This window comes from Glutamicibacter sp. AGC84, assembly GCF_053543575.1.
Map to the genome: position 1 here is coordinate 310,820 of NZ_JBLVOC010000005.1, position 25,544 is coordinate 336,363.

Here is a 25,544-nt window from a genome sequence, read left to right on the forward strand (position 1 = left end):
GGGGGCCGGTTGTGCGTTAAGGCGGCCACCGGGGAATGCGGCCCCCGGAACTTCAGGGATATCGCCTGCCAGCGACTGCGACCGGAGAATTTGGTGTCCTGGGGATTTGGCGTATCGGCCCGTTGCCGGCGCTTTCGCGAGGCTTAGCGATCCTGTGCATCGAGCCGTGATGGGTGCTTCGCCGTTGACGAATACCGCTTCTCACGGCGCCTGCAGTGGCAGTAGGCTGGCAACAACGAATCGCATCACTTCGACACACGCGTGAGGACTTAATGATGAGCGCCTATCCTGCCAACCTGTTAGAAGCGCTACGTGCAGAACCGGGCGTGAAGCTTTCAGAGCGCGCAACCAAGGATGCTGATTGGTGGCCCGGCGACGCCCCGCAGGATAAGAAGGCCGCCGAGAAGCGCATGGAGCAGCTGGCTGAACTGCTCTCGGATCTGCAAGAGAGGCTCTTCGCCGCCTCGGTAGCTGGCGGGCAAGGCCCAGCAGTCCTGCTCATTTTGCAGGGAATGGATACGTCCGGCAAAGGAGGGACTGTTCGCCACGTCCTTGGCATGCTGGATCCGCAGGGCGTCAAGCACCATGCCTTCAAGGCGCCAACCGAGGAAGAAGCAGCCCATGACTTCCTCTGGCGCATCACCAAGCAATTGCCCGCCGGGGGACTAGTGGGAGTCTTTGACCGTTCCCACTATGAAGACGTTCTGGTCGCCAAGGTGAAGGGCTTCGCCACCCCGGAGGCGGTCGAGTCCCGCTACGGGAAAATAGTCGACTTCGAGAAGCAGCTGATCGAGCAGGGCATCCACCCGATCAAGGTGATGCTCCACATCAGCCGAGAAGAACAATTCGAGCGCCTCTCGGCACGCCTGGAGCGTGCCGACAAGCATTGGAAGTACTCGCCGGGCGACGTCGATGATCGCCTGCTGTGGGATGACTTCCAGTCCGCCTACGAGGTGGCGATTAACCGCACCGATAACCAGGGCGCACCATGGCATATCGTTCCCGCTGACCAGAAGTGGAAAGCCCGCTTGTGCGTCGCCGAGCTGCTGCTGGCTACCCTGGAGCGCGTCGCTCCCGACTGGCCCGTTGCCACCTTCGATGTGGAGCAGGAGAAGGCCCGGCTGGCGGCCACGAAGTAGGTCCGGGTGAGGACAGGCTATTCGCCGGCGGCCTGCTCGTGGTTGGCGCGGGCCTGCTCCAGACGCTGAGAGACACCGTTGAGCCAGTTCTCGCAGTGGGCTGCCAGTGCTTCGCCACGCTCCCACAACGCCAGCGAGGCTTCCAGCGCAACTCCGCCGGTCTCGAGCTGGTTGACCACGGCCAGCAGTTCTTCGCGAGCCTGCTCGTAGGAAAGCTTGGCAATGTCTTCAGGGATTTGTGCAGTCATGATTACTCCAAATTGGTATTCGTGGTGATTAGCTTGCGTTGTCGCCGGCAGGGAGGGATTCAAGGGTTCGTGCAACCAGCTGCCCGGAAGCCACCCGGATGAGCACCTTGCTGTCTGCTGGCGCCTGGGCTGCCTCGCGCACGATGCTTCCGTCCTCCAGCTGGGTGACCGAATAGCCGCGGTCCAGGGTCTGCTGCGGGGACAGGGCACGCATCTGGTTCTTCAGATGGTTGATCTCGTCGTTGGCGCGCATCACGCGGTGGCGCAGCAGATCCGTCGAGCGCTGCTTCCAGCGCTCCAGGTCTTCGGCACGGGAGGTGACCATCACCTGCGGGTTGGCCAGCACCGGGCGTTCGCGCACCGAGGCCAGCAGCTGGGCTTCGCGCTGGAGAAGATTGTTGATGGAACGGTCCAAGCGATTGCGGGCGATTTCCAAGCCGGCGAATTCTTCTTGCAGATCCGGGACAATGCGCTTGGCTGCATCGGTGGGGGTCGACGCGCGAAGATCGGCCACATCATCCAGGATCGGGCGGTCCGCTTCGTGGCCGATGGCCGAAACCACCGGCGTCTGGGCTGCGAAGACCGCACGCACCAGATCCTCATTGGAGAAGGGCAAGAGGTCTTCCAGGGCTCCGCCGCCACGTGCGATGACGATGACATCGATGTCCGGGTCCGCATCCAGCTGCTGCAGGGCTGCGATGACCTGGTTGGCGGCATCCATTCCCTGCACGGCGGTATTGATGACCTTGAATTGCACGGATGGCCAGCGCAGGCTGGCATTGCGCAGCACGTCCTTCTCCGCATCCGAATCACGCCCGGTAATCAGGCCGATGCGGTGGGGAAGAACAGGCAGCGGGCGCTTGTGCTCAGGGGAGAAGAGGCCTTCTGCTCCCAGCGCCTGGCGCAATCGTTCCAGGCGCACCAGCAGCTCGCCCAAGCCTACCGGTCGCAGGTCCGTGGCATTCAAGGAAAGCCGGCCGGTTTTCGCGTAGAAGCTCGGTTTCACCTGGGCCACCACGCGGGAGCCCACCTGCGGGGTGGCATCCAGCTTGCGCATCGTCGAGGCCCAAATGGTCACCGAGAAAGAGAAGTCCGCATCGACATCGCGCAGGGTGAGGTAGGCGTGGCCGTTGCGCACATTGGCTTCCAGCAATTGGCCTTCAACCCAAACCACCGGAGAGTTCTCGATATGGATTTTCAGCTTTTCCGAGAGCAGCCGCAGCGGCCAAGGATTGTCCGCGGTGGTCTGCCCGGCGGTCGCCGGCAAACTGGCGGGGGCTTGGGGATCCATCGGTGCCGCTCCTTGGAAAGTCGAATCTCTGGTGCATCTGTGAGACTACCGCATGGCACCGACGGCTGGCCGGATCCCCGGGGGCTGGGGCTAGGCCGCGGCAGGTGGAGCGCAGGTATCGCAATGGGCGATTTTCATACCCGATTGGCCCCGCAAGACCCGGGGAAACGGGGTTTTCCAACGATTGGGACAAGCCTGCCTGCGGGCATTGCGAGGGGCAATGTGCGGGTGGACACTATTGAGCATTGGGGAAGCACTTCAGAAGGATGCAGGGCCATGCGTGGGGCATTGGGGAATAAGAATATTGCGCGTTCTGGGTGGACTTGGGTGGCAGCGCTCAGCTTGCTGGCCGGTTCCATTCCGCTCTCCGCCGCGGCCCCGATGCCCGTGCTGGCGGCTGCGGCAGTGCCGGCCGCAACGGTGGACGTTGCCAGTGCCATATCCATCGACTTGCCGGTCCGGGTGCGCACCACGGCGGATCTGAATATGCGCACCGGCGCCTCGACCAGTTACCGGATCCTGGTGCAGATACCCACGGGGACCTCGGTTCCTGTATCCGGGCGTGCCTCCAACGGCTGGTACAAGGTCAGCTACAACGGGTACACCGGGTACGTCAGCGGCTACTACGTGGTCGCCGCTTCGGTGCGCACGCTCGATGACCTGAATCTGCGCACCGGCACATCCACCAGCTACCGGGTCCTGCTGAGCACCCCGAAAGGGAAGACGGTTCCCGCCTACGCCCGCGCCTCCAACGGATGGTACAAGGCCAGTTACGGAGGGTACACCGGCTGGGTCAGCGGCAGCTACGTGACCACCTATCCGAAGCCGCCCTCCGCTCCGCGGTCCACCGGTCCCAACCGGACATCGAGGGTGGTGCTCACCTTCGATGACTGCCCGCGCACGCTGAGCGCCTTCACCTCGGTGATGGATTACGCCGCCAGCAGCAACATCGGCCTGGTGATCGCTCCCACCGGCGATTGCCTCGGCTCGTTCAAGTCGCGCTACGGCGTGGACCTGGCCGCGCTGGCCCGGGCCAAGGGCCAATGGGTGATCAACCATTCGATCAGCCACCCGGATCTGCGCCCGCTGTCCTGCCAGCAGGCCGGTGCGCAACTGGGCGGTTCCGGAGTGCACACGAATTTCGGGCGCCCGCCTTTTGGAGCCATCGACGGTTCGGTGCGTTGCGGCTACGACAGCCGCGGGATGGCCATCTGGACCTGGTCCCGCGACACCCGCGACTGGGACGTGAAATCCAAGTCGATCACCATCTCGCGGGCCTCGGCCGCGGTGCCCGGGGACACCGTGCTGATGCACATGCAGTGGTACGGCTTCTCGCCCGATGCGCTGCGCCAGATCAAGGCGAACCTCGGCGCCCGCTCGGTGGGCGTGTGCCGGGCCTACCGCGGGTCCGATGGCACCGGCGCGGTGGTGCGCACCCCGGTGCTGCTGCCCAGTTCGCTGCCCTGCTGAACCGGCAAGCACCCTTCGGAGGCAGATCTCACAGTCCCCGGAGGGTGGCGCGCATCATATGAGCATGGGCTAACTTGCATGCACTTCGTAGACTAGAGGTATGGCTACTTCCACTTCCACTACGGTCTCGCTGTCAATGCCTCGGATCCCGCGGGTGCGCCGCACCCCGGCCGAGATTGCAGCTGCCTCCCCAACGGTCACCGAGCGCAAGGTCCTGCTGGCCGCTCCTCGCGGCTACTGCGCAGGCGTGGACCGGGCAGTGGTTGCCGTTGAAAAGGCGCTGGAGCACTACGGTCCTCCGGTGTACGTGCGCAAGCAGATCGTGCACAACCTGCACGTGGTCTCCGAGCTGGAATCCCGCGGAGCGATTTTCGTCGAGGAGAACGAGGAAGTGCCCGAGGGCGCCCTAGTGGTCTTCTCCGCCCACGGCGTCTCCCCGGCCGTGGTGCAGTCCGCGGCGGACCGCAACCTGCAGACCATCGATGCCACCTGCCCGCTGGTCACCAAGGTGCACCGCGAAGCCGTGCGCTTCGCCAAGAACGACTACGAGATCCTGCTGATCGGCCACGAAGGCCATGAAGAGGTCGAGGGCACCTACGGCGAAGCCCCGGAGGTCACCACCATCGTGAACAACCCCGAGGAAGCCGACACCGTCCAGGTGAAGAACCCGGACAAGCTGATCTGGCTCTCGCAGACCACCCTGAGCGTGGACGAGACCATGGAAACCGTGCGCCGGCTGCGCGAGCGCTTCCCGAACCTGCAGGATCCACCCAGCGATGACATCTGCTACGCAACCACCAACCGCCAGGCCGCGATCAAGAACATTGCGCCGCAGTCGGATCTGGTGATCGTGGTCGGTTCGGCGAACTCCTCGAACTCGGTGCGCCTGGTCGAGGTGGCACTGGACCACGGGGCAAAGGCTTCCTACCGCGTGGACTTCGCCAACGAAGTGGACGAGGCCTGGTTCGAGGGCGTCTCCACCGTCGGCGTGACCTCCGGTGCCTCGGTGCCAGAGGTGCTGGTCCGCGAAGTCGTGGCGCTGCTGGCAGAGTACGGCTTCACCGACGTTTCCGAGGTCACCACCGCGCAGGAAGACATCATCTTCTCGCTGCCCAAGGAAATCCGCGGAAAGCTCAAGGAAGCCGGGGACGAGGAACGTGCCCTGGGCGGACACGCCCGCCCGCAGGCCTGATTTCTCCATAAGAATTCAAGCGCCAGTACACCATTGCGCGCTCATCACTAGTAAAAGGTAGAATTTCCTCCCGTGGCTCTTACTATCGGAATCGTCGGACTGCCAAACGTCGGCAAGTCCACCATGTTCAACGCGCTGACCCGTGCCCAGGTGCTGGCAGCCAACTACCCGTTCGCAACCATCGAGCCCAATGTGGGTGTCGTGCCGTTGCCTGACTCGCGGCTGAAGGTGCTCGCCGGAATCTTCAATTCCGAGCGCATCCTGCCTGCGACCGTCTCCTTCGTGGATATCGCCGGCATCGTCAAGGGCGCTTCGGAAGGCGAAGGCCTGGGCAATAAGTTCCTGGCGACCATCCGCGAAGCTGATGCGATCTGCCAGGTCACCCGCGCATTCGTGAATGACGACGTGATCCATGTGAACGGCAAGGTGGACCCGGCCTCGGATATCGAGACCATCGCTACCGAGCTGATCCTCGCGGACCTGCAGACCATCGAGAACCAGCTGCCTCGCCTGGAAAAGGAACTGCGCACCAAGAAGATCGAGAAGTCGTTCCTGGACGCAGTGCTCAACGCGCAGAAGGTGCTCGAAGAAGGCATCACCTTGTTCGCCGCCGCGAAGACCAAGGGCGTGGACCTTGAAGAGCTCGCGCCGATGCAGCTGATGACCACCAAGCCATTCATCTACGTGTTCAACACCGATGAGGCCGGCCTGGCCGATACCGAGATGCAGGCCAAGCTCTCCGAGCTGGTTGCCCCTGCCGAGGCGATCTTCCTGGATGCCCAGTTCGAATCCGAACTGGCTGAACTGGAAGAAGACGAAGCGGCCGAAATGATGGAAGATGCCGGCATCGTCGAGTCCGGCCTGGGCAAGCTGGCCCGCGTCGGCTTCGACACCCTGGGCCTGCAGACCTACCTGACCGCTGGCCCGAAGGAAACCCGCGCCTGGACCATCGCCAAGGGCGCCACCGCGCCTGAGGCAGCCGGTGTCATCCACACCGACTTCCAGCGCGGCTTCATCAAGGCCGAGGTCATCGGCTTCGACGACCTCGTTGCCGCTGGTTCGGTGGCTAATGCCAAGTCTGCGGGCAAGGCCCGCATCGAAGGCAAGGAATACATCATGAAGGACGGCGACGTCGTCGAATTTAGATTTTCGAACTAGCCTATGGCTGCGAGTCGCTCGGACCCTGACGCCATCCATCTCACTCTGAATCGATCAGTGTGATCGTGTACTCCTCTGGCGCGGGTAGCGCGACATGCTCGTCGCCAAATGGCATGTAGTTGACGGAGTGCAGACGCCCATCAACGACCCAGAGCTCGAGAAGCCCAAGCGTTTCTGCTCCATCAGCGACTTCGGCCATGGCGAGGGGACCGCCGTCGTGCTCGATGGTCGGAGCCCCATCTGCAGGCGCGACCGAGATCAGGAAGCACTCGCAACCATCATGTTCATATCCGCCCCACGTCGCAGTCGCGCGTTGTGCACGCGCGTTCGAGGATCCCGTGTCCGCTCCACTGCAGAGGATGTCGAGCAGCGCGTTCTCCAGGAGGCTGAAAGCCTCGCCGATGCGGCGGTAGTCCTGGGCACTCATCGCGCTCCGATCTTCGAGGATGACACTGTCTGCAAGACTCAGCTTCCGGCAATGCGATTGAGGGTGGCCACCAGCTCGCGGAACGTTCCTCTGCCTTCTGGCGTCAGCCGCACCAGCGTTGTTCCGTACAGGTTTTTGCGCTCCTTGGAGATTTCCACCAGGCCGCGATCCTCCAGGTCGCGAAGGATCTTCGAGAGATCGGGCATCGACAGGCCTGTTGTCTCCTGCAGCGCCGGGTAGTCCGCTTGCTCGACCTGGCTCAGGTGCGACAGTGTGACGAATCGCTTGGGCGCGACCAGATGCGCATCGATCTCTGCGTATGACATGTCAGCGGCGGATCAGAAGCACGACATAGAACACCAGCCATGCCGCAGGTGCCAAGCCCGCGAAGATGAACGCTTCAGGGAACGGAATCGACTCGCCATGTACGAGGCCCCGCCAGGTGGGTATCAGGAGCCAAACTGCGAAAGCCGCGGAGATGAAGGTCCCCTTTAGTCTGGGCTCGTTCGGCTGGCTCAGTCGCTTGGAGATCCAGACGTTTGACGTGACGATTGCGCCCAAAGTGAGTGGGACGGCCCACCAGGGAAATCCGCTCAGCGCGAGGAGCCCGGACGTGAAAGAGAGGACGATCGTGGCAAACGCGCTCAGATGGTCACCGGTAGTAAAGACTCGCTGCGGTCGAGGCGGCATCGAGTCAAGCAGTCGCTGTGCTTCGACGGCGGTGACGTTCTGGTGCTCGCTCGGTTCTGCGTCGTTCATGGTTCCAAGCTAGCAACTAGTTGCATATATAGAAAGTGGTGCCCCGTGCCCAAGAGGTTGTTATCCGTGGCGACGTGGTGGTGGAGTTCCGCTTCAACGTGTAGTCGCGTTTCGCTTTAACCTCTTGCGAATGCGCCGGATCCGTTTGTCGGGTCCGGCGCATTTGTCTCCGCAATCGGGGTATTGAATCCGTGACTGGTCTTCAGATTCAGGATCAAAGATTTGATCGATCGGAAGTGCTGTGCCCATCGACAGAGGAACAGTCCCGATCCTATTCTGTTGCTGAGCGCGCGGTGAAGGAGTCCTGCGGTGATGGGAGGTGTTCAGCCCGTCCATGAAGTTTATCAAGGACGGCCAGATCGGTCCTGGCGTGTCTGCCATGGTGAAGACTCTGACAGATACTGGTATGGGCGGCTGGATACTCTAGGCCTGGTTGTGTACGCTGACAGGGCCGTTGAGTGATGAGATCCTGTGTGAGTCGGTAAAGAGTCACCCCGAGCGTGCCTTCACATTTGCCTCCTGCGCCACTCAACACCACACCCTCCTGGCAGAGGAATAGAACTCCCAGGCGGCCCGGAGGGTCGCGTGGTGGGGTAGAAATCCAATAGCTGCGGTTTGTATGGACAAAAGGGGAGTGTCATGGAGAAGAAGCAGGGTCGCGATTTGCCTTCGCGACGAATCGTCACGGCCGATGATGAGGGTCTGGCCGTGGCCTTTGAACGCATGGGGGAAATGCTTGGTCGAATGAACGAGGGGGAGAACCCGAGGGAGTACCTACTTCGTGGCCCAACGATAATCGCCGAGCATGTCAAGGCCATCGCGGACTCATTGAAGGACGCTGACGCCTTCGACGTGATCGAGCTCATGCGGATGCGCGAGATGCCGATGATCCTCGATGGCTACCGCGAAAGCCTTGCTGATCAGATGCCAGCAGCGGTCGAACTCATTGCGCTCATTCTGCTCACCAGGGGGCAGCGCGAGCCTAGGTCGACGCCGACGAGCAAGACCCGCCCTGCGGGATTGATTCCCGACCTGCATGAACGGGCGCGGGAAATGTTGATGCTGGGCTCCTTCGCCCTATTCAGTTCGGGTGATCGAAACGAATTCGGACCGCTGACCATGTTGTCCGCCCAATTCGTCAGTCACGATCTGACAGTGCGGTTCATGCAGTACGCGCATATCCATGACGAGATCAACGAGGAGCTGTTCTCATCGCGCCACCTCGGTGATTTGCTCCCCGAGACGCTTGGTTTCAGCTACGAGGACTTCTGCGCCGTGCGTGAGTCAATCATTCGCGTCCACGGGGAGAAGTTCTTCGCTATCCGCGACACCGTCGGCGAGATGTTCGAACAGCATGCCGAGAAGAAGAACGATCCTGCGTTTGAAGAGGACGCGCGCTCCGCCTTGATGAGCTTGTTGGAGTTTCCTGGCGAGCGCGCAACCATCACTGTTCAAGAGGTTGCCGCAGCTTCGGGTGTGCCGGCAGAGCGGACCCAGGCCGTTCTGGATCGGTTCAGCCTGGCGTTCAACGGCGCTGACGACGCGCTTGCCGTAGTGACGAAGTACCTGAGCGGCGATAACCCGTTCCGCTTTGCATCGCTGGTCAATGACGCCGACGGCAACTACATCCTGACAGGCAAGCCGATCGGCACCGACTGCTTCCGTCAGATCGTCGAAGAGGCACTCAAGGCGGCCCCCGCAAAGTTTCGCCGTTATGAGAAGCGCCGCATGTTCGTAAGTGAGGAGCTCGCTCTGAAGCGTCTGGCCGCCATCCTAGACTCAGATGCAGCCCACGCGAACCTCAAATACTTCCGCGCCAATCCGGGCATCGAGGTTTATGAGCTCGGACCCGATGCGCAAGACATCAACTCGATCGCCGAGCAGACTGAAGCAGATGGGCTATTCATCATCGAGGATGTCGCGATCTGCGTAGAAGTGAAGGCAAAGAGCATCTCCAGTCACGCCCGGCGTGGGCATGTCCAGAGGTTGTCTGCCGACCTGCGGGAGACGGTCGGGAGCGCGACTGACCAGGCACTCAGGCTTGAGAACCATATCCGAACCAATCACGGGCTGTGGCTTGAGAATCGCGAATGGCTGGATCTCTCGGAGATCCACGAGATTCGCTCGGTGACTGTCTACCTCGACGACTTCGGCCCGCTGTCCACTGCCTTGGACGAACTCGTGCGTGCCAAGGTCGTGGGAAGCGATCGTTTCCCTTGGCTCGTGACGTTGCACGACCTGAGCGTCATTGCCGAGGTCATCGATAGGCCCACGGAGTTCTTGCTCTATCTGCGACGTCGTACAGAGTCAGAAGTGTCGCTGAAGTTCTCAGCCGTCGACGAGCTCGATCTCTTCATGCTGTTTCTCTCCGGCGGCTTGTGGGTTGAACCGGACCCAGATCGGGTAAGCGAAGAGTTCCTTGGCGTCGCGCCTTCCACGGGCAAGGAGCGTCGCCGGTATCAGGTGTCGGCTGTTCCCACTCGTGTGATGACTCAAACCGATGAGTTGGATGCTTGGGTCTACTTCCAGGAAGGCTCTAGCGCTGTAGAAGCTGAGAAGCCTTCCTTCGGCATCCCGCCGGGCATCGCCCGGATTGTAGACTTCCTTCAGGATGGGCACAAGCCGGGGTGGTTCCGCTTCAGCGCCGATCTGTTGAACCTTGCTGAGGAGTCGCAGGAGTCGCTGGGTGAGATGGTCGAACGCTTGGCGTTGATGACACGGCAGGACGGCCTCCACCACAATTCGATGATGGCGTTCGCCGGAGCGTGGGGCTACCCGACGTTGTTCATGGGTTCCAAACCTCGAAAGATGTCTATCCAAGAGGCTAGCACCCGGCTCGCGACCTACGGATTCGCGAAGAAGCACCAGATTCAGTCGGATCGTGCGCTCATGGTGGTATTCGATGAGGAGCAGCGCATCGTATCGATCCGTTATGACAACTCGCCTCCGGTAGAGAACAAAGAGCTTGACAGCCTCATTGTGGAGATGGGCCTCATCCCTCCGGCTGTAATGAGTCGTCCGACCCCACCGTCGGCGCGAAGAGCGACCGCCAGGCAGAATCCGAGTAGGAAGCCGAAGAAGAGGGGCAAGCGACGCCGCTAACGACAACCCCTCGCAACACCGCAAGCAAAGGTTGGTATGTGCGGCGACGTCGTGGAGTTCCGCTTTTCAATCTAATGTCTGGTGAGGTTCCAGATGCTAAACGGTATTCTGTCGTTACCTGGTCGATTCGGTTGATTTCGTCTCTCAGGAAAAAGTTTGCGTGAGCTATCCACAGTGGTCCCTAAGTGTAGGAGGCTGAGCGCCCCGTTGGCGTTTGCTGAGGACGACTGCATAGAGCCACACTCCATGTCCCCGATGATCGGTGGATCGAGCACTTCTACGACGGACTCGCCTTGAACTAAGCATTCTGTTTACGGGGACGCGAGTCCCGCCCATGGGCGCAGAATTGGCTTGAGAGGAGATGTCTTGGCTACCCTCCGAACAGCTGCAGTTCTCTCCGAAGTTCGTCGCACTGGCCTACTGCCGCTTTTCGTTCGCCCTGCTCAGCCCGCCGAGCCATTCGATGAGGAGCTGGGTCTCTGCCCTGCCAAGGACGTCTGGTTGTGCTGCGGCGAGCTCGATGGCGGTGGTGATCGGGTTGTCGGGTCGTGTTCCCGCACCGGTGATCGCTGAGATAGCACCTTCACGGACAGCCTGAGAGAGGGTAGGGTCCGGCGCTGCCAAGACGATCTGTCGCAGAGTGACACCGATATTTGTCACGAGGATGTGTGCCGCAGCCTGCTGCGCAGAAACGGCGAGCCGGCCCTGCGTGGCTGCGCGCGTCGTGAGGCCGAGGAGGATTTCGCTTGGCCGCGACTGCGCTTCAGGGGAGTAGCCTGGTTGAACTTTGCCGTACATGAGTGAGTAGAAGCCGGGATTGGCCAGGCCGAAGGCGACGTGGGCGTCCCATCCGACGCGGATGTCCTGGATAGGGTCCCCGGACGACTCCATCGAAGACTTCTCGCCCAGATACAGGTCAAAACCATGTTTAATGACCGCATCGATCAACCCCTGCTTGGAGCCGAAGAAGTGGTACAGCGTCGGCATCTTCACCCCGACCGTCTCGCACACCGCTCGTAGCGAGAACTCCTCCCCGGGGGCGGCAGCGATGAGGTCGGCAGCCGCCGAAATCAATCGCTCCCGTGTATGGCTTGTCGGCGTTACTGTCATGATGCTATGTTAGCTTATGTAGCAGGATGATACTGTTGCATACTGACGATACAGAGGGAATATCATGGCTGAGCACACACTCAAGGGCAAGAACGTTCTGATCGCGGGCGGCGCGAAGAACCTCGGCGGGTTGATCGCCCGCCAAGCGGCCGAGGGCGGCGCGAACGTCGCGATCCACTACAACTCCGACTCCAGTCGCGCGGACGCGGAGCAGACGCTGGCCGCCGTCGAAGCGGCTGGAGGCAAGGGCGCGGTGTTTCAGGGGGACCTCACGGTTCCGGCGAACGTGGCCGAACTGTTCGCCGACGCTGAGGCGGCTCTGGGGACGATCGATGTCGCGGTGAACACGGCGGGCAAGGTGCTGCGCAAGCCGATCATGGAGACCACCGAGGACGAGTACGATTCGATGTTCGACATCAATTCCAAGGCCGCTTACTTCTTCATCCAGGAGGCCGGCAAGAACCTCGCCGACGGTGGCAAGATCATCACCATCGTCACCGCGCTGCTGGCCGCGTTCACCGACGGCTACTCAACCTACGCCGGAGGCAAGTCGCCGGTGGAGCACTTCACTCGCGCCGCGGCCAAGGAGTTCGCCGACCGCGGCATCTCCGTCACCGCGATCGCGCCCGGTCCGATGGACACGCCGTTCTTCTACGGCCAGGAGACCCCCGAGCGGGTAGAGTTCCACAAGTCCCAGGGCATGGGCAACCAGCTCACTAAGATCGAAGACATCGCCCCGATCGTCCGCTTCCTCGCCTCCGAAGGCTGGTGGATCACAGGCCAGACGATCTTCGCCAACGGCGGCTACACCACTCGCTGAGCTCGACCCCACGAAAAGAGGAGTATCTCATGGCAGCACCGACTATCCCCGAACCAGTGGCCTCGTTTATCACCGCGGTTAACAACCACGACGAACAAGCCTTCCTGGACGCTTTCACTCCGCAGGGAGCCGTCGACGATTGGGGCCGCGACTTCACTGGACGCGATCAGATCAAAACCTGGAGCGACAAAGAGTTCATCGGCTCACACGGCACGCTCACCGTCGAGAAAGTCGAGAGCGTAGGTGGTTCAATTGCGGTCATCGGCGACTGGCGCTCCAACCACGCCAACGGTCGGTCGAAGTTCGTCTTCGACATCGACGGCGACAAGCTCGTGAAGATGACAATCCGCGAAGGCTGAGAGTCGGCACTTGCATCTCGATCCGGCGTCCAGACAGATGAACGCCCGCTCGGTGATGTCGCCTTCGAGACCCCCATACGACACGCATATACGAGGATCGCCAACCATGAATACCGTCCCGCTCGCCCGCACCGGGCACCGCCGATCCGAGGTTGGCCCCGTTGAGCTCTTCTTCGACCTGGTCTACGTCTTCGCCATCATCCAGCTCTCGCACCTGCTCATCGAGCACCTCTCCTGGGAAGGCGCTGCCCAGACCATCGTGGTGTTCGCCGCCGTGTGGTGGGGGTGGAACTACACCGCCTGGGCGATGAACTGGCTGGATCCGAGCCGCACCCCGGTGCAGCTGCTCTCCGGAATGCTGATGCTTGCCGCACTGGGCATGTCGATAGCCATCCCCAACGCTTTCGGCGATGGAGCATGGTTGTTCGTAGGGTGCTACCTGTTCATGGGCATACTTCGTCCAGTGTTCATGATGATCGCCTACCGCGGCCACCAGCTCGCAGCCAACTACCGCATGCTGCTGCTGTGGACCCTGCTGGCCGGCATGTTCTGGGTCCTCGGTGCGGCACTGCCCCTCGAATGGCGGCTGGGTCTCTGGTTGATCGCGGTGCTCATCGACTACGCGGCCCCGCTGGCCCACTATCGGATCCCCGGTATCGGCGCAGCCCCCATGCACCAGTGGGACACCGACGCCGAGCACCTGGCCGAGCGCAACCGTCTCGTCTTCATCATCGCCCTCGGCGAATCCATCCTACTCATGGGCGGCAGCATCGTCTCCCACGGGCAGCTCACCCCGTCACTCGCGTTGAGCATGGTCGTCGGCTTCGCGTCGCTGTTCGTGCTCTGGTGGAACTACTTCGCACTCGCCGGGCCAGATACGCAAGGCGGAGATTCTTCCACGGGTGCTCTAAGGTCGGCCTACGCCTATGCGCATGCTTTTATGGTCTTGGGCGCGATCCTCGTCGCCGTCTCCATCGAGCTGCGGCTCTCCCACGACCACCTCACGCCCGCAATCGTTCTCGTGACGGCCGCAGGTCCGCTCGTATACCTGGCAGGAAACCTGCTGTTCCTCCGGTCCCGATTCGGACGCCTCGCACGGTCACGATTCATCGCAGCAGCCGTGCTGGTGGGGATCATGATCGCCGCGATGCTGCTGATCGATCACCTGCCGGTGATTGCGTTGAGCGTCGCTGTACTCTCCGTGACGGCTATTCTCGCCGCCCACACCGCGTACACGACATCGAAACAGTCGGCGCTCGATAACCGGCGATGACCTGGCAACCTCTATCTGAGATCCTTCTGCGCCCGATCGCGGTGCTCAGGAGCGAGCGACGCGCTTTGCTTTTCAACTGCGATCCTCGGTCATAGCTGGCCGACCGCATCGCGGTGAGAATGCTCCTTTGCGTCGCCGGTGGCTATGCGCACCTGGTCTCGGCCGTGCACTGTACGAACGGATCAGAGCAACGCTCTGACCCGCGGGATGATTAGCGCTGGCAACTTGACTACTCATCGTCAGAGGTTGGTTTGTAGCGGAACTCGGTGGAATTTAGATTTAATGTTTAAATTCTCCACCTGATTCAGCCGAAATGCCATCCTACGTGAAAATGTTTAGGGTGGCATTTCTTGTCGATGGATCGAGGTTTGATCCGTTACCAGCATTTGGAAAGAAACGGCCAATGCAAGACAGTTCATAGTTCTTGAACTTGGCGGATGCAGAATAGCGCTTGAAGGTACTTCTCTTCTTGCAAGAAGGTGTGAAATCTCGTCACTTCCACACCCTGACCGGTCGTGTGAGAGTAAATCAATTGTTAACGCCACCCCTACTCCTGCGATTTGTAGATAGCAGAAACGTTGTCCTCCGCAGAAAAGCATCATCGACTAATCTTTAAAGCTTAGACGAGAGTCTTCGAAATACTTTAGTAGTCGCAAGAATTCAATCTTGATATATGAATTCGTCGGGCCTAATTCATATTCCTCCGAAACCGAAAGTAACCAGGACCATGCCATCCGTTGTCTGGACGGGGATATCAGCGGTCGGCTCCATTCTTGCCGCATCTGTCCCTGCTGTCCTATTCCTTATTGAACGCAAAGATCGAAAGTCTGCCCAGAAGGCTCTAGAGATACAGCTTCGAGAACAATCGCAGGCGGAACGAAAACGCGCGGCTCGCGAGGCGCACGCTGAAGTTCGCCGAATATCGATATGGAATGAAGTCGTGACCTCTTAGAGCACTGTGATCATTCATGTCATTAATGGTTCATCGGATCCTGTTCATGATGTTTGGGCTTGGACAATTCCAATGCCAAGACGAGCGGTTAGTCGTGGAGGGAAAAGGACAGATTTGGGAGTTGTCGGTGTTGGGCATTGGGAGACTCTGATGCCCGGCGAACATGTGAAAAGTTCTACGAACCAGGCGGCACCGATGCAGGCGTGGCTTAGTTTTACCGATGTCAGGAGAAGCTCATGGTTTAGAGGGAACCATGGCGAAGTTGAGCAATGCGCCAATGGGGCGATTGGAGCTATGCCAAACTTCATCAGGAAGATATGACGACATTGCAGCTTTTCTCATGGTTTGACGCTGAAGGCGGACGAGCAAATATCTCGCGCAATTGTGAATTCACATGCACATGTACTCATCGGGACTGGATCGAACACCAACGCCCCCGGTACGTCGCACCCGGCGGACTTCGCCGGTTTGTGCTGCGGCCCGTTGTAACGCCGCATGGTCCGCGGATTCTTTCGTGCACAGTGGACGGCTCCGGCAGCGAGCGGAAACTCCAGAAGTTATTCGGTTGCAGAACGTGGCTGAATTTAGATTTAATGTGTAAAAACACCGTCTGATCTGGGGTCGATCTTCCTGACTTTGGGTAATAGTTGACGACAAACTGATTCTGTTGGTTCGTGAGCGCCAAGTCTAGAAGCTCTCCGGTCGCCAGCCCGATAGGTACTTGTCTGCGAGTTGGAGAGCTTCGTCATCTCCCAGCGCCTTGCGCACATTACTCACGACCATCTTCACTGCAGATTCAGATCCGAATGTCTGGACCAGAAGCTCCCAAGCAAGACGATCCTCAAACTTGACCTGTCGAGAGCCCATCGACTGCGATCGCGCGGTTGATTTTAGTGAGTGCACTACAGCTTTGAGAAGGACGGGGTCATCGCTTGGGTTCAGCGGCGGCTGGCCGGTCTGAGTTTGAACGGCATCGTAGATTCGCCAGGCATCCCATTCACGCGCGGCATCTGCAGGCGGAACATTCTTCACGCGTTCAACAAACTCGGTCTGAATCTGCTCGGCGAACGCTTCGCTCACGAGCTTGTGACCAGCTCCCTCCCGGTATCCGACGCTATGTATGAAGTCCAGTTGTGAAGAGTAGGTCTCGACGCCCGCAAGGATCTGTGTAACCAGCGCTTCACGCTCTGCCTCGGCTTCCACGCGACGGAGAAGTCGAAGGACAACGCGGCCAACGGTGATATTTCGGCGTCCGATATCGAAGAATCCTCGCTGCATCTTCTCCGGAATGGCGTCGATGAGGTTCAGGAGCGTGATTGATCCTGGGACGATCATGCTGGTGGTGAACTTTTCCTCGTACGAGGCGAGCCCTTCGAGAACGGTCTCGAGTTTCTCAGGGTCCAATCCGGTCAGATTCTCCTTGAGCGCTGCTCCATCGCCCAGTAGTTCAAAAGCATTCTCGGAGATTCGGAACGCGACGAGTTCGTCTGGTGCTACCCGATCGAAATAGAGGTTGAGGAAATCTATGTGTGCCATTCTGTGGCTAGTTCGCCACGTGCTGAACCAGTCAGACCCGTAGCGATTGTTCTCGATGTACTGCAGCGTGACCGGGAATAGACGGTTGAAGAGTGCCCGGATCACGTCGTCGTCATCAGGGAACTTCGCGAGCAATGCAGCAATGGACTTCTGTGCCCGATCGTCCTTGCGCCCCATCATGTCTCGTGTTCTGGTCAGCTCGCTTCTGAGCTTCGATAGCTGCTGGGCAAGTCCGGGACGGAAGACACGAATCGCCTCCATTGCGAGGAGGTCGACAAGATCGACTTGATTGCCAAGACTCTTGATCGTTGACCGTGCGGAGATCGCGTAACGCGTGACATCACGCATGTTCGAGAACAGCGGATCGATCACGTCCCAGTAGACGTCACTCCATCGGCTGTCATCGATCGTGGCGTTCGCAACGGGGGCGAGGATACGATTCAGTTCTGCGAATATCTGGGATCGAAGCAGCTTCTCGGGTGCCTGCGGAACATCGAAGCTCAGTTGGACGATTTTCTCGAGATACGCCCGTCCTGGCATGCTGTCTTCGGTGAGGGCTTGCTCCACGCGTTCTCGGTCGAAGGCGAGAACATAGATGATATTCGGGAAGCTGGCTGTCAGACGGACGAGTTTGAAGATCTCACGGATTTCGATTGTGGTAAGTCGGTCGATGTCGTCGATGACGACCACGATCGGTTGTGTGAGTGCTGTGAGCTCCTTGGTGATTTCTTCACGTACCTTCTTCGCGCTGCGATCTGCGCTGGTCGTGTCTGCCAACCCCGCGATGGCAGATGCGGCCACCTCTCCAGCGGCCGCGGCACCCGGGATGGGAATGAATTGAGAGACAGGTTTAAGGATGCCGGCGTACTGGGCGAGCCAGTCAGCTGTCTTTCCGAATCGGCTTTTGTTGCGAACGTTGAGTTCAGCGCCAATTTCGGTGAAGAAGAAATTGACGAGCTGGTTCGAACCGGAGAACATCCAAGGATTGAAGTCGACGACAGTAAGAGCCGGCTCGGTCTCGAACTGTTCGCGCATCAGGTTGATGAATGAGCTTTTGCCGTGCCCCCACGGCCCCAAGATGCCCACCACGAGTCCCTGGCTCGTGTCGAGTTCCCGGATGGATTCTGCGAAGTCGTGCGCAACTGGCGCACGCCCGAGGTCGTCTTCACCAGAGGAGGTGATTGGCGCGTCGATGGGAGGTTTCTCCTGGGGGCGATCGGTGCTGTTCATAGTGCTACCAAACCACATCCGCCGTGAATCTCGTGGGAGCGCCCCGAGGTACGCAAGCGTCGAAGTCAACACAAGTCGCTCACGACCGGACTGCGGCAGTTTCTTATGGCCGGGACATACCGGGCGGTTCGAAGCTTCTTCTCAGATTGCCGTATGTGCGGAACTTGGTGGAGTTCCGCTTCATCGAGTTGTCGATTTCCGGTTTACCCTTTCATGAAATCGTAATCGTCCATCCATCGATCAGCTCTCAGGTATTTGGTCGACTCAGCGCATTCACGGCACGGCAGCCTCGGCAACGCCGCGGTAAAAGTCGCGGATTTCGTCCCTGACTTCTGGCAGAATCGAATGCGGGGACCAGGATAGGCCCTCATGAAGGAATGAGGGAATCTGTGGCTGACCAACACGAGGGGATCGCTGATGTCGTACGAAGATTTCAAAAGTCGGTTTGATAATGCCGAAGTCCAGTACAACATCATGGCGCTTGTGGGCAATGGCTTCGACATTCAGGCCTTGTCGAGCTTGGAATCCTCCACCGACACCCGGTTCGAGTCCTTCTACCACTACTTGAAGTATCGAAGATTTGACTCTGCGAATCGGATCTTGGAGCGAATGGAACGCCTGCGCCGTCAGGGCGCAGAGAACTGGAGTGATATCGAGTTTGCCATTGGGGAGCTGCTTACCGTTGACGGCATCAGGCCTGGGAACATTGCTGCGGACCTGAAAGCCGTTCAGCAGGAGTTTTCGACGTTCCTGGACCAGGTGGCTACGCCTGAACTCTTGGCTCGATTAGGCGAGAGAGCAGTGGCACATAAGCAAACAATGGCTCACTTCACCGAGTTCTTGGGCGACATCGAAGACCCGGATGAGTACAACATGATGCGATTACCACAGCGAATCAACATCGGGCATCTTCTCAACTTCAAGTTCATCAACTTCAACTACACGGCTCTCTTGGATGACTTTGTCTACCTTGATCAAAGTCAGTTCGATCCGCATCCACACAAGTGGTCCGATCGAAACATGCAGTTCCATCCGAATCCGCGGGGTCATGCGGGAGCCCGCGAGCGGCAGCAGTTCTACATGGAGTCCTACATCGTGGCCGACGTAGTCCATCCGCACGGCGTGCAACACACTCCACGTTCGCTGCTGTTTGGGATCGATGAGGTGAACAGCCGCGAAGCGCAGCGCCTGTCGAAGCCGTACTGGGCCCAGAATAAAGTCAAGTACGGGGCGTTGTTCCCCATGACCGACCTCTTCATCGTGTTCGGCTGTTCTCTAGGCGAGACAGATCGATGGTGGTGGCGGGCGATTGTCGACGGGCTATTGTCTAATACCGATGCTGATCTCATTCTTTACTGGCGAAGGGGCTCTGGTGAAGCTGGGCTCACGAGCGACGAGCTTCGGGTCAAATTCGCCCGAGCAGCGGGGTATGAGGCAGACCCGTATGTCTCCAGCCTATTGAAGGAGAAAGCGCGCGTCGTGTTGTATGACGATGTAACCGAGCGTGCCTGGCTAAACACCAATCCAGTGACTGCTGCGAGCTGGATTCTCAAGTAGGCGTGGTGGACGTGTAGACATTTTCCGTACGCCTTGAGGCTCGCCACAATGTGACGTTCCAAGCACATGAATACGGTATCAATTGGCGAATTCTTTCAGGAGTTTAGGCCAGGTAGGTAATGCCACGCCAGAGGAGGAATCCTCGCTGTTCGACGTCAAGGATCGCCGCAAATGTCGGAGAACCTTCTGATTGTGAGGTACGACCGTCAGAAGCTGAGCATCGAAAAGTTGATCGGTTACGGAACGTGGTGGAGTTCCGCTTTAACGTGTAATAAGGCTCGTTGCCTAGGCCGTCGGAGATGCCCGGAATGCTTTGGCATACCGGGCATTTCTGTCCCTGGCGATAGAACGGATCTCTGCCAATGTTCACATAATGATGTAGATAAGCGTCGGCGCTCGAATCTGGACTGAATGGCCCAGAAGAGGTCCTCGCATTTCGGAAAATCCTATGCCATTTACACGATAGGGTCTTAACCCAAGGTGTCCAGCTGCCTCTACGAGATGTATTGTGAGGGGCCGAACAACGTGGGTTGAAGTTTCCATGCAAATTCTGAATCGGAAGCGAGAAGAGTGATTCGACACGGAGCGGCTCGAGTCGGCCTGATCCGCAGGCGGGCTCTCGGATGTTCGAAAACTGTGGTTGGGCGCTTCATCGCCGAAAATAACATCGTATCTGCTGACACAGACCGCTTCGTAATTTTGCAGGTTGGCTCTCTCGACAATCGAGAAACGTCTGAGAGAGTTGGTCGAGGGGCCGGTGTTGTTCGCCTACCTGTCAGGAATTTCTCTCCTGATTGGGCACCATTGCAGACTCTAAGCCAAGCCAATCGCGGACTTCCTGCTCCGCATCAGAGGAATTGCTAATTAGGCCGTTAAACTCAGCCTTCTGGAGAATTTGATCTAACAGAATCTGGCGGAGGTCATCAGCGTTAGTTGATGGCAGAATCCGTCCGACTCGGCTTGCTGCCTGCAGCACATATGTTGCGTGCGGGCGGACCACCAATTGACCGCGCTGTTCGGCATCAGAACGTGCTTGGCGAGCTAGGTTGTCGATTTCCGAGACTGAGAGGTTGCTTGCGCGGGCATGGCTCAACTCGAGGGTCTGCAACACGTTCGCGACGGCCACAATCACTTGGTTTATCCTTTCTGGGCCAATGAGGGGCAGCGCCTTTTCGTATGTTCGGAGTTCTCGGGCTATACCTGGCACGACTCCGGTACCAGTGTCCTCTGTCGTCCATCCGTCGGGGATCGGGGTGTTCGGAGGATGAATGTAGCCGGGGGCAGGCCCAGACAATTCAGCCTCCGGGGCCACAGACTCAAGGAAGCTTTTGAATCCTCCGAAATTCGCCCATACACGGGTGATCTCCGTTCCGAATACCAGCGTCAGTCGCTGCGAAAGGACAGCCAGTGCTAGAGGCTTTCTTAGTTTGCGAACCGCTGACACCGTCTCACTGATGAGCGCTGCTTTAATCTCGGCCTCACGATCGCGTTTCGGAACTGTCGTAGTCCGGTCATTCAATGTCGATACGGATGTGCTTTCACGCGAAGTAGGTATGACTACCGCATCGGCCTCATTCGTGACCAAGCCGACCGCTGTGTCGAGCGGCTGAAGATCAACTTCACGCACCGAACGTTGTGCCTCGACGTCAAGGCCGGTGCGTAGATCCTGCGCGATATTATCCACGGCAGCCAACAATTCCGCCATACGAAGTGACATTCCAACAATCCACTCCGGCACCGTGGAGCCAGGCTTATACGTGTCCTCGTGAGTCAATTCGCCCCAACCATCTTGGAGTAATGTTCGTGCTTGAACCTCGACCCGAACGCGTCTGTTTCCCTTCATATGCGGGACGGGCACAACAAGATTTACGTGGTAAGCGCGGTATCCAGAAGGCTTCGGACTGGCGAAGTAGTCGCGATGCGAATCAGGCTCCACTGTGAGTGACTGAGGTGTAGTCGGACTCTCTATCGGCAGTTCACCGATGATCTCTTGAAAAGTGTTTATGTCCGAGAGGTTGTTGCAGATGAGTCGCAGACCCACCAAATCGTCAATCGCTCTTGGCACGTCGTCCAGTGCGTCAATTTGACTCACATACTTCTGGCGATTCAATTTGGCGAAAGATCGTTGCGCCGACTTGACCCGACTTGTGGAGATGCGAAAGCGCCCGCGGTCTACTGAGTCGACGCTATGGTCTAGCAGTTCTTCGACAAGCCGCAGTGCTGTGGTCAACGCAGGCGTAAGGAACGTTTTTTGTGCAGTCTTATGCCAATCTAGGTACTCTTCGTATTTCAGTTCAAACACTTAGGCCTCGAATCGTCTTAGGGAGCACTGATTTTGCGGCCCTTCTTAATCTAAAGATAGTGTATCCTGAACCGGTGATGGGCACTCTGCAGAGTGACGAGCGCAGCGTCTTTGTGCATTTCGAAGTGATTCTATTCAATTCCGATTGGTGGTTTCGGGTCGACTGAATTACTTGTCTTGAGAGCGGTACGGGGCTCTGTCGAATAACGTTCGGGAATCTGTTGAGGGCCACAAATATCCTCTAATTCGTAAAAGCGTCGCTGAACGACTCATATCAACTTAGAATCAATTGTGGAGGACCTTTTCACTACTATTTGTTCCAATGGAGTCATTCCTCGGCGATAGGCTCTGCGATTTCAAAGAAAGAGGCTCAAGGGATGGAACTGCCTAATCACGAAGAAATTATTCAAGCGATTACCAATCTTCAAGAGGTATGCGTGGAGTTTAGCTCCAAAGAAGACGGTGGGGCCATCCTAACTCGCCGGTGCGCACCGATGGATTTTGGCCCCAGTCGGAGTGCTCACGATCAGACACCGCGATACCACTTCTGGGATTTCGACAGCGACAGCGGGGCGTCGCATACGTTGTCACTCCCGGCGACGCAGATCATGAGTGTCGAGGTGCTCGAGTCAAATTTCGATCCCTCATCGTTCGTGAGCTGGAAGACGCGTTGGATCGTAGCCCGCTCTACCTGGGGTATCTATAACTAGCGATTATTGGTCGAGCTCAATTTCACTGTCCAAATCCTAAGGGTCCGTTGCCCTGACTTGGCGCGCCAGCGCGCGGGCTAGAGTGCCCGTTAGGAGTCTCATAACCCTAAGTCCAACTCAGGCAAGCACTCCACGCGCTAATCTATGCCACATCCTTGTAAAGACAACTCCGGCCCACTTATTAGACCATCGAGAAAGTGCCCGCCCAGGCCTTGGCCTATAACCTCTGCGGTAGAGGGGGGCAACACCCTCGGGTCACTGGCTAGCCAGGGGCAGGACACCATGCCGAGATTGGTCGGCTGACAGGCCCTACGATCCTCTTTTGCGGGCTGCTAATACCATTAGGGGTACTTCGTGGGTGCGGAGGCTGGTTTCGATAGGAATGCGTCTAGTTGAAAACGGCGCACGTAGATGCAAGGAGTGACGCTATCGCCCGATAGGCAGATGGATCCAGATGTCTCTGGTGTCCTCTGACGGTCGGGTTTTGCCTGCGTTGCTGGTTTGCTGGACGTTCACATCGTCGGGAACGCGCTCGTGTGGGAAGCCAGTCATCGGTTTGGACTTCGAGGTAATTGCGCAGGTTTCGGACCTGAAGTGGGATCGTGTCGAACCACCATTGAGAGGTTTTTATGTACCGAAACGTGGTGATATTCCGGTATGCGTTTTAACCTCTGGCCCTAGCGTGCATTGGTTCTGCATTACTCGCGATCCTTCACTCGGAGCGCGATGAGCAGGTGGCGGGAATCTTGAACTATTACGGATCAAGAGGACGCGATGACTCGCCATCGGAAGGTAACATACGGCGCGGTATAGGGGATCTCCGAGGTGTCCCTTCCGATGTCGATGATCTCAACAACGGCGAGCCGACCGTGCTCATTCATCAGTATGACGCTTTGACCGACCCGCGGAGTAACTGAGCGCCCGGGCATGAGATGTCGCTCCATGTCGGCATCGTCGGGCATCTCGCCGCGAACGAGGCCAACGGCCTTCCCGTAATCCTTGAGGACGTATACAGAGTCATTGCTGTGCCCGCTTACAGTGAAGGCGAAGGCAGAGTCCCCTAAGCCCCAGTGGAAGGTTCTCTGTGGTGCATCGTCATATGCGAAGCGACGCTCGCCCACCAAGTCTGGGCTTCGCCACTGCGAGGGGTCTGTGCGCACGGCTTGTTGTTCCAAGCGCGTCGAGCGCTCCCGAAGAGTAGCGATCGGAGTCGCACTGTCGTGGTTGGTCGGGAGCCCGGCGATCCAACGCCAGAGGTCTTCGACCTGCTCGGCTCCGGGGAACTGCTGAAGGCTGTCGGATGAGTGGTTGAAGTCGAAGCCCTTCGGCATGGTATCGCCTAGCCACGAGGGCAACCTGCAACCGGGGTTGTTGACGAACAGGGTTGACATCCAGTTGGCCTCACGGTCGCCATGCACCTCCGAGATCCAGCGACTCTCCTTGCCGACGCCCGAATTTGGCATCGTGTCAGCCCTGTCGACGTAGTTCTGGTCGACAACGAGTAGAACGCGCTTGGAATCGTCTACGCGGCGCATGAAGCCGTTGAGGTCATTGCCATAATCGACATCGGCATCGATGAGCACGTCGAATCCGAGCGCCTTGAGCTGAGCTGCAAGCAGGCGTACCCACTTTCTGTGCTCGTCTGATGTCCAGGCATACGAGATGAACAGATCCGCGCCCACAGGACTCCCTTTGTTAGTTGCCGCGGGCCCCGTGCGTGTAGGCACGGGCCTCGTCTGAGTAGTTTACAACGTGCTTCTCGCTGGACCTCGAGAATACGTCTGAGATCAGTGACGTCGAGGAAGTCTCTGGTCACACTCGAAGAAGTGCGAATTCGCTCGTCGGTTGGCGCTTTACCCGGACAGCTGCACCATCAGCGCGTGGTCCTGGGCCGCTTCTAATCTAAGGTCGCTGTACAGCTGGAATTGTTGAGCCATCCATCTCACACGTCCGATGGACCTGTTTCGGTGGTCTCGTTCGAAAGATCCACTACGAGTCCGTCGGGTCCGTGCCAACGTACCTCTCCGGAGGTGTAGTTCACCTTGCCGATAAGGCGAGAGCTGAAGTGCCATTCGGTGAGGTCGGGCTCGTTGTATACCTCTTCGGGTTTGAATCCCCAGGCGCGTCGTTCATCTCGGCGTACATCCGGCGCGGAGAAATGCGGTAGCACCGGGTAATCCCCGCTTACGGAACACAGGGATCGCCGCACGTACTCGATATAGTTCAGCAGGTCGCTGGCGTCACGCTGCCGCCGGTCCTTTGAACGTTCAGGTTGCTCTGACTGATTGAAGCGGACTAGCCACGTCAGCGCATCCCATCGCGCGCGCAGTTCCGCTGGCAGTGCGTGTGAGTGGCTTGAACCCGCTTGCAATAGCGCCGAGGCACGACCGTTTCGTTCGCTATGGACGTCCGCTGTCGTCGGAATTCGCACGAAGGACGCCGAGAGGTCCCTGTCGTTTCGCTTGACCGTCGTAAAGTCCGCGAGTGCCGCAATCAACTGATCGGCTACGAAGGATCGTCGCCGATCCTCATCGGCGCTCTGCGCTTCCCGCCGCTCCGTCGCTGCCAGTTCTGTCTCGTGCTTCAAAACCTTGACGGTTTGCCGTGAGCCCACCCAAGCGGAGAGAGCCCCGCCAACGATCGCGCCTAAAAGGGCTGCCAGCATCTCAGTCATGCTGATGAGTATAGATTCCGGCACCGATAATGCCCAAGTGCAGTTGCTCTCCCGCTTCACGATCCGGCAGTCGCCGCCCGCTAGGTACCGGGCATCTCGACGGCATCCTCGACGCTGCCGCGAGAAGACTTGACGGGTTACCGATTCACCTGGGCCGTGCTCAGCAACCTCTTATCGATCTGGCGTTTATGCCGAGGACCGCTGTGACAGCCTCCAGACAGATACGTACGTTAAC

General features: G+C 58.7%; 19 protein-coding genes. 9 read left to right on the forward strand and 10 right to left on the reverse strand.

All coding sequences use genetic code 11. The annotated features are described in order from the left end of the window. Nucleotides 1-275: 275 nt before the first annotated feature. Nucleotides 276-1,139 (forward strand): PPK2 family polyphosphate kinase, encoded by an 864-nt coding sequence (locus tag ACNPN0_RS03290; RefSeq protein WP_400342102.1) that lies wholly within the window; start codon nt 276-278, stop codon nt 1,137-1,139. A gap of 17 nt (nt 1,140-1,156) precedes the next feature. Here the strand turns inward: ACNPN0_RS03290 and ACNPN0_RS03295 are convergent, their stop codons facing one another. Then, a complete protein-coding gene (locus ACNPN0_RS03295; protein WP_388022645.1) occupies nt 1,157-1,387 on the reverse strand; it encodes an exodeoxyribonuclease VII small subunit in 231 nt (76 codons plus the stop codon). A 28-nt stretch (nt 1,388-1,415) separates the two neighbouring features. After that, on the reverse strand, nt 1,416-2,678 hold the full coding sequence (gene xseA, locus ACNPN0_RS03300; RefSeq protein ID WP_105657586.1) for an exodeoxyribonuclease VII large subunit: 1,263 nt from the start codon (nt 2,676-2,678) through the stop codon (nt 1,416-1,418). Between the two features lie 276 nt (nt 2,679-2,954). On the opposite strand from xseA, the gene ACNPN0_RS03305 reads away from it, so the two are divergent. The 3 genes from ACNPN0_RS03305 to ychF all read left to right on the forward strand — a co-directional run bounded on the left by ACNPN0_RS03305 (nt 2,955) and on the right by ychF (nt 6,498). After that, nucleotides 2,955-4,148 (forward strand): SH3 domain-containing protein, encoded by a 1,194-nt coding sequence (locus ACNPN0_RS03305; RefSeq protein WP_448937661.1) that lies wholly within the window; start codon nt 2,955-2,957, stop codon nt 4,146-4,148. Nucleotides 4,149-4,248: 100 nt separating this feature from the next. Further along, nucleotides 4,249-5,340: a 4-hydroxy-3-methylbut-2-enyl diphosphate reductase gene (locus ACNPN0_RS03310; protein ID WP_105657584.1), complete on the forward strand. Its 1,092-nt coding sequence runs from the start codon at nt 4,249-4,251 to the stop codon at nt 5,338-5,340. A 72-nt stretch (nt 5,341-5,412) separates the two neighbouring features. Next, nucleotides 5,413-6,498: a redox-regulated ATPase YchF gene (ychF, locus tag ACNPN0_RS03315; RefSeq protein WP_448937662.1), complete on the forward strand. Its 1,086-nt coding sequence runs from the start codon at nt 5,413-5,415 to the stop codon at nt 6,496-6,498. Nucleotides 6,499-6,538: 40 nt separating this feature from the next. Here the strand turns inward: ychF and ACNPN0_RS03320 are convergent, their stop codons facing one another. From ACNPN0_RS03320 to ACNPN0_RS03330, 3 genes are read right to left on the reverse strand one after another with little or no spacing between them, the layout of a single operon-like run. Beyond that, on the reverse strand, nt 6,539-6,925 hold the full coding sequence (locus ACNPN0_RS03320; RefSeq protein WP_448937663.1) for a hypothetical protein: 387 nt from the start codon (nt 6,923-6,925) through the stop codon (nt 6,539-6,541). Between the two features lie 38 nt (nt 6,926-6,963). Further along, entirely contained in the window at nt 6,964-7,251 is a 288-nt protein-coding gene (locus ACNPN0_RS03325) for a transcriptional regulator (protein WP_448937664.1), read from the reverse strand. 1 nt (nt 7,252) lies between these two features. Then, entirely contained in the window at nt 7,253-7,684 is a 432-nt protein-coding gene (locus ACNPN0_RS03330; RefSeq protein ID WP_448937665.1) for a hypothetical protein, read from the reverse strand. A 639-nt stretch (nt 7,685-8,323) separates the two neighbouring features. Between ACNPN0_RS03330 and ACNPN0_RS03335 the strand changes: the two genes are divergently transcribed. Next, nucleotides 8,324-10,786 (forward strand): hypothetical protein, encoded by a 2,463-nt coding sequence (locus ACNPN0_RS03335; protein WP_448937666.1) that lies wholly within the window; start codon nt 8,324-8,326, stop codon nt 10,784-10,786. 417 nt (nt 10,787-11,203) lie between these two features. Here ACNPN0_RS03335 and ACNPN0_RS03340 read toward each other — a convergent pair whose 3' ends face one another. Then, nucleotides 11,204-11,896 carry a TetR/AcrR family transcriptional regulator gene (locus ACNPN0_RS03340; RefSeq protein ID WP_448937667.1) on the reverse strand — a complete coding sequence of 231 codons (693 nt, stop codon included), beginning with the start codon at nt 11,894-11,896 and terminating at the stop codon, nt 11,204-11,206. A gap of 64 nt (nt 11,897-11,960) precedes the next feature. Here ACNPN0_RS03340 and ACNPN0_RS03345 point away from each other — a divergent pair, with 64 nt between their 5' ends. From ACNPN0_RS03345 to ACNPN0_RS03355, 3 genes are all read left to right on the forward strand, one after another. Continuing rightward, nucleotides 11,961-12,716 (forward strand): SDR family oxidoreductase, encoded by a 756-nt coding sequence (locus tag ACNPN0_RS03345; RefSeq protein ID WP_448937668.1) that lies wholly within the window; start codon nt 11,961-11,963, stop codon nt 12,714-12,716. Between the two features lie 29 nt (nt 12,717-12,745). Continuing rightward, nucleotides 12,746-13,075: a nuclear transport factor 2 family protein gene (locus ACNPN0_RS03350; protein ID WP_444637451.1), complete on the forward strand. Its 330-nt coding sequence runs from the start codon at nt 12,746-12,748 to the stop codon at nt 13,073-13,075. Between the two features lie 106 nt (nt 13,076-13,181). Beyond that, entirely contained in the window at nt 13,182-14,348 is a 1,167-nt protein-coding gene (locus ACNPN0_RS03355; RefSeq protein ID WP_448937669.1) for a low temperature requirement protein A, read from the forward strand. 1,639 nt (nt 14,349-15,987) lie between these two features. On the opposite strand, the gene ACNPN0_RS03360 is transcribed toward ACNPN0_RS03355, so the two are convergent. Next, nucleotides 15,988-18,066 (reverse strand): KAP family P-loop NTPase fold protein, encoded by a 2,079-nt coding sequence (locus ACNPN0_RS03360; protein ID WP_448937670.1) that lies wholly within the window; start codon nt 18,064-18,066, stop codon nt 15,988-15,990. A 417-nt stretch (nt 18,067-18,483) separates the two neighbouring features. On the opposite strand from ACNPN0_RS03360, the gene ACNPN0_RS03365 reads away from it, so the two are divergent. After that, nucleotides 18,484-19,623: an AbiH family protein gene (locus ACNPN0_RS03365; protein ID WP_448937671.1), complete on the forward strand. Its 1,140-nt coding sequence runs from the start codon at nt 18,484-18,486 to the stop codon at nt 19,621-19,623. 775 nt (nt 19,624-20,398) lie between these two features. On the opposite strand, the gene ACNPN0_RS03370 is transcribed toward ACNPN0_RS03365, so the two are convergent. The 3 genes from ACNPN0_RS03370 to ACNPN0_RS03380 form a co-directional block, all read right to left on the reverse strand. Next, nucleotides 20,399-21,925, reverse strand: a complete 1,527-nt coding sequence (locus ACNPN0_RS03370; RefSeq protein ID WP_448937672.1) for a GTP pyrophosphokinase — start codon at nt 21,923-21,925, stop codon at nt 20,399-20,401. A 1,471-nt stretch (nt 21,926-23,396) separates the two neighbouring features. Beyond that, nucleotides 23,397-24,317 (reverse strand): toll/interleukin-1 receptor domain-containing protein, encoded by a 921-nt coding sequence (locus ACNPN0_RS03375; RefSeq protein ID WP_448937673.1) that lies wholly within the window; start codon nt 24,315-24,317, stop codon nt 23,397-23,399. Between the two features lie 260 nt (nt 24,318-24,577). Continuing rightward, a complete protein-coding gene (locus ACNPN0_RS03380) occupies nt 24,578-25,309 on the reverse strand; it encodes a hypothetical protein (RefSeq protein ID WP_448937674.1) in 732 nt (243 codons plus the stop codon). Between the last annotated feature and the right edge of the window lie 235 nt (nt 25,310-25,544).

Coding starts and splice junctions, on each gene's coding strand:
- xseA (WP_105657586.1), bottom strand. CDS start 2,678: ATGGATCCCCAAGCCCCCGCCAGTTTGCCGGCGACCGCCGGGCAGACC.
- ACNPN0_RS03295 (WP_388022645.1), bottom strand. CDS start 1,387: ATGACTGCACAAATCCCTGAAGACATTGCCAAGCTTTCCTACGAGCAG.
- ACNPN0_RS03380 (WP_448937674.1), bottom strand. CDS start 25,309: ATGACTGAGATGCTGGCAGCCCTTTTAGGCGCGATCGTTGGCGGGGCT.
- ACNPN0_RS03330 (WP_448937665.1), bottom strand. CDS start 7,684: ATGAACGACGCAGAACCGAGCGAGCACCAGAACGTCACCGCCGTCGAA.
- ACNPN0_RS03310 (WP_105657584.1), top strand. CDS start 4,249: ATGGCTACTTCCACTTCCACTACGGTCTCGCTGTCAATGCCTCGGATC.
- ACNPN0_RS03340 (WP_448937667.1), bottom strand. CDS start 11,896: ATGACAGTAACGCCGACAAGCCATACACGGGAGCGATTGATTTCGGCG.
- ACNPN0_RS03320 (WP_448937663.1), bottom strand. CDS start 6,925: ATGAGTGCCCAGGACTACCGCCGCATCGGCGAGGCTTTCAGCCTCCTG.
- ACNPN0_RS03305 (WP_448937661.1), top strand. CDS start 2,955: ATGCGTGGGGCATTGGGGAATAAGAATATTGCGCGTTCTGGGTGGACT.
- ACNPN0_RS03360 (WP_448937670.1), bottom strand. CDS start 18,066: ATGAACAGCACCGATCGCCCCCAGGAGAAACCTCCCATCGACGCGCCA.
- ACNPN0_RS03350 (WP_444637451.1), top strand. CDS start 12,746: ATGGCAGCACCGACTATCCCCGAACCAGTGGCCTCGTTTATCACCGCG.
- ACNPN0_RS03365 (WP_448937671.1), top strand. CDS start 18,484: ATGTCGTACGAAGATTTCAAAAGTCGGTTTGATAATGCCGAAGTCCAG.
- ACNPN0_RS03345 (WP_448937668.1), top strand. CDS start 11,961: ATGGCTGAGCACACACTCAAGGGCAAGAACGTTCTGATCGCGGGCGGC.
- ACNPN0_RS03325 (WP_448937664.1), bottom strand. CDS start 7,251: ATGTCATACGCAGAGATCGATGCGCATCTGGTCGCGCCCAAGCGATTC.
- ACNPN0_RS03355 (WP_448937669.1), top strand. CDS start 13,182: ATGAATACCGTCCCGCTCGCCCGCACCGGGCACCGCCGATCCGAGGTT.
- ACNPN0_RS03290 (WP_400342102.1), top strand. CDS start 276: ATGAGCGCCTATCCTGCCAACCTGTTAGAAGCGCTACGTGCAGAACCG.
- ACNPN0_RS03335 (WP_448937666.1), top strand. CDS start 8,324: ATGGAGAAGAAGCAGGGTCGCGATTTGCCTTCGCGACGAATCGTCACG.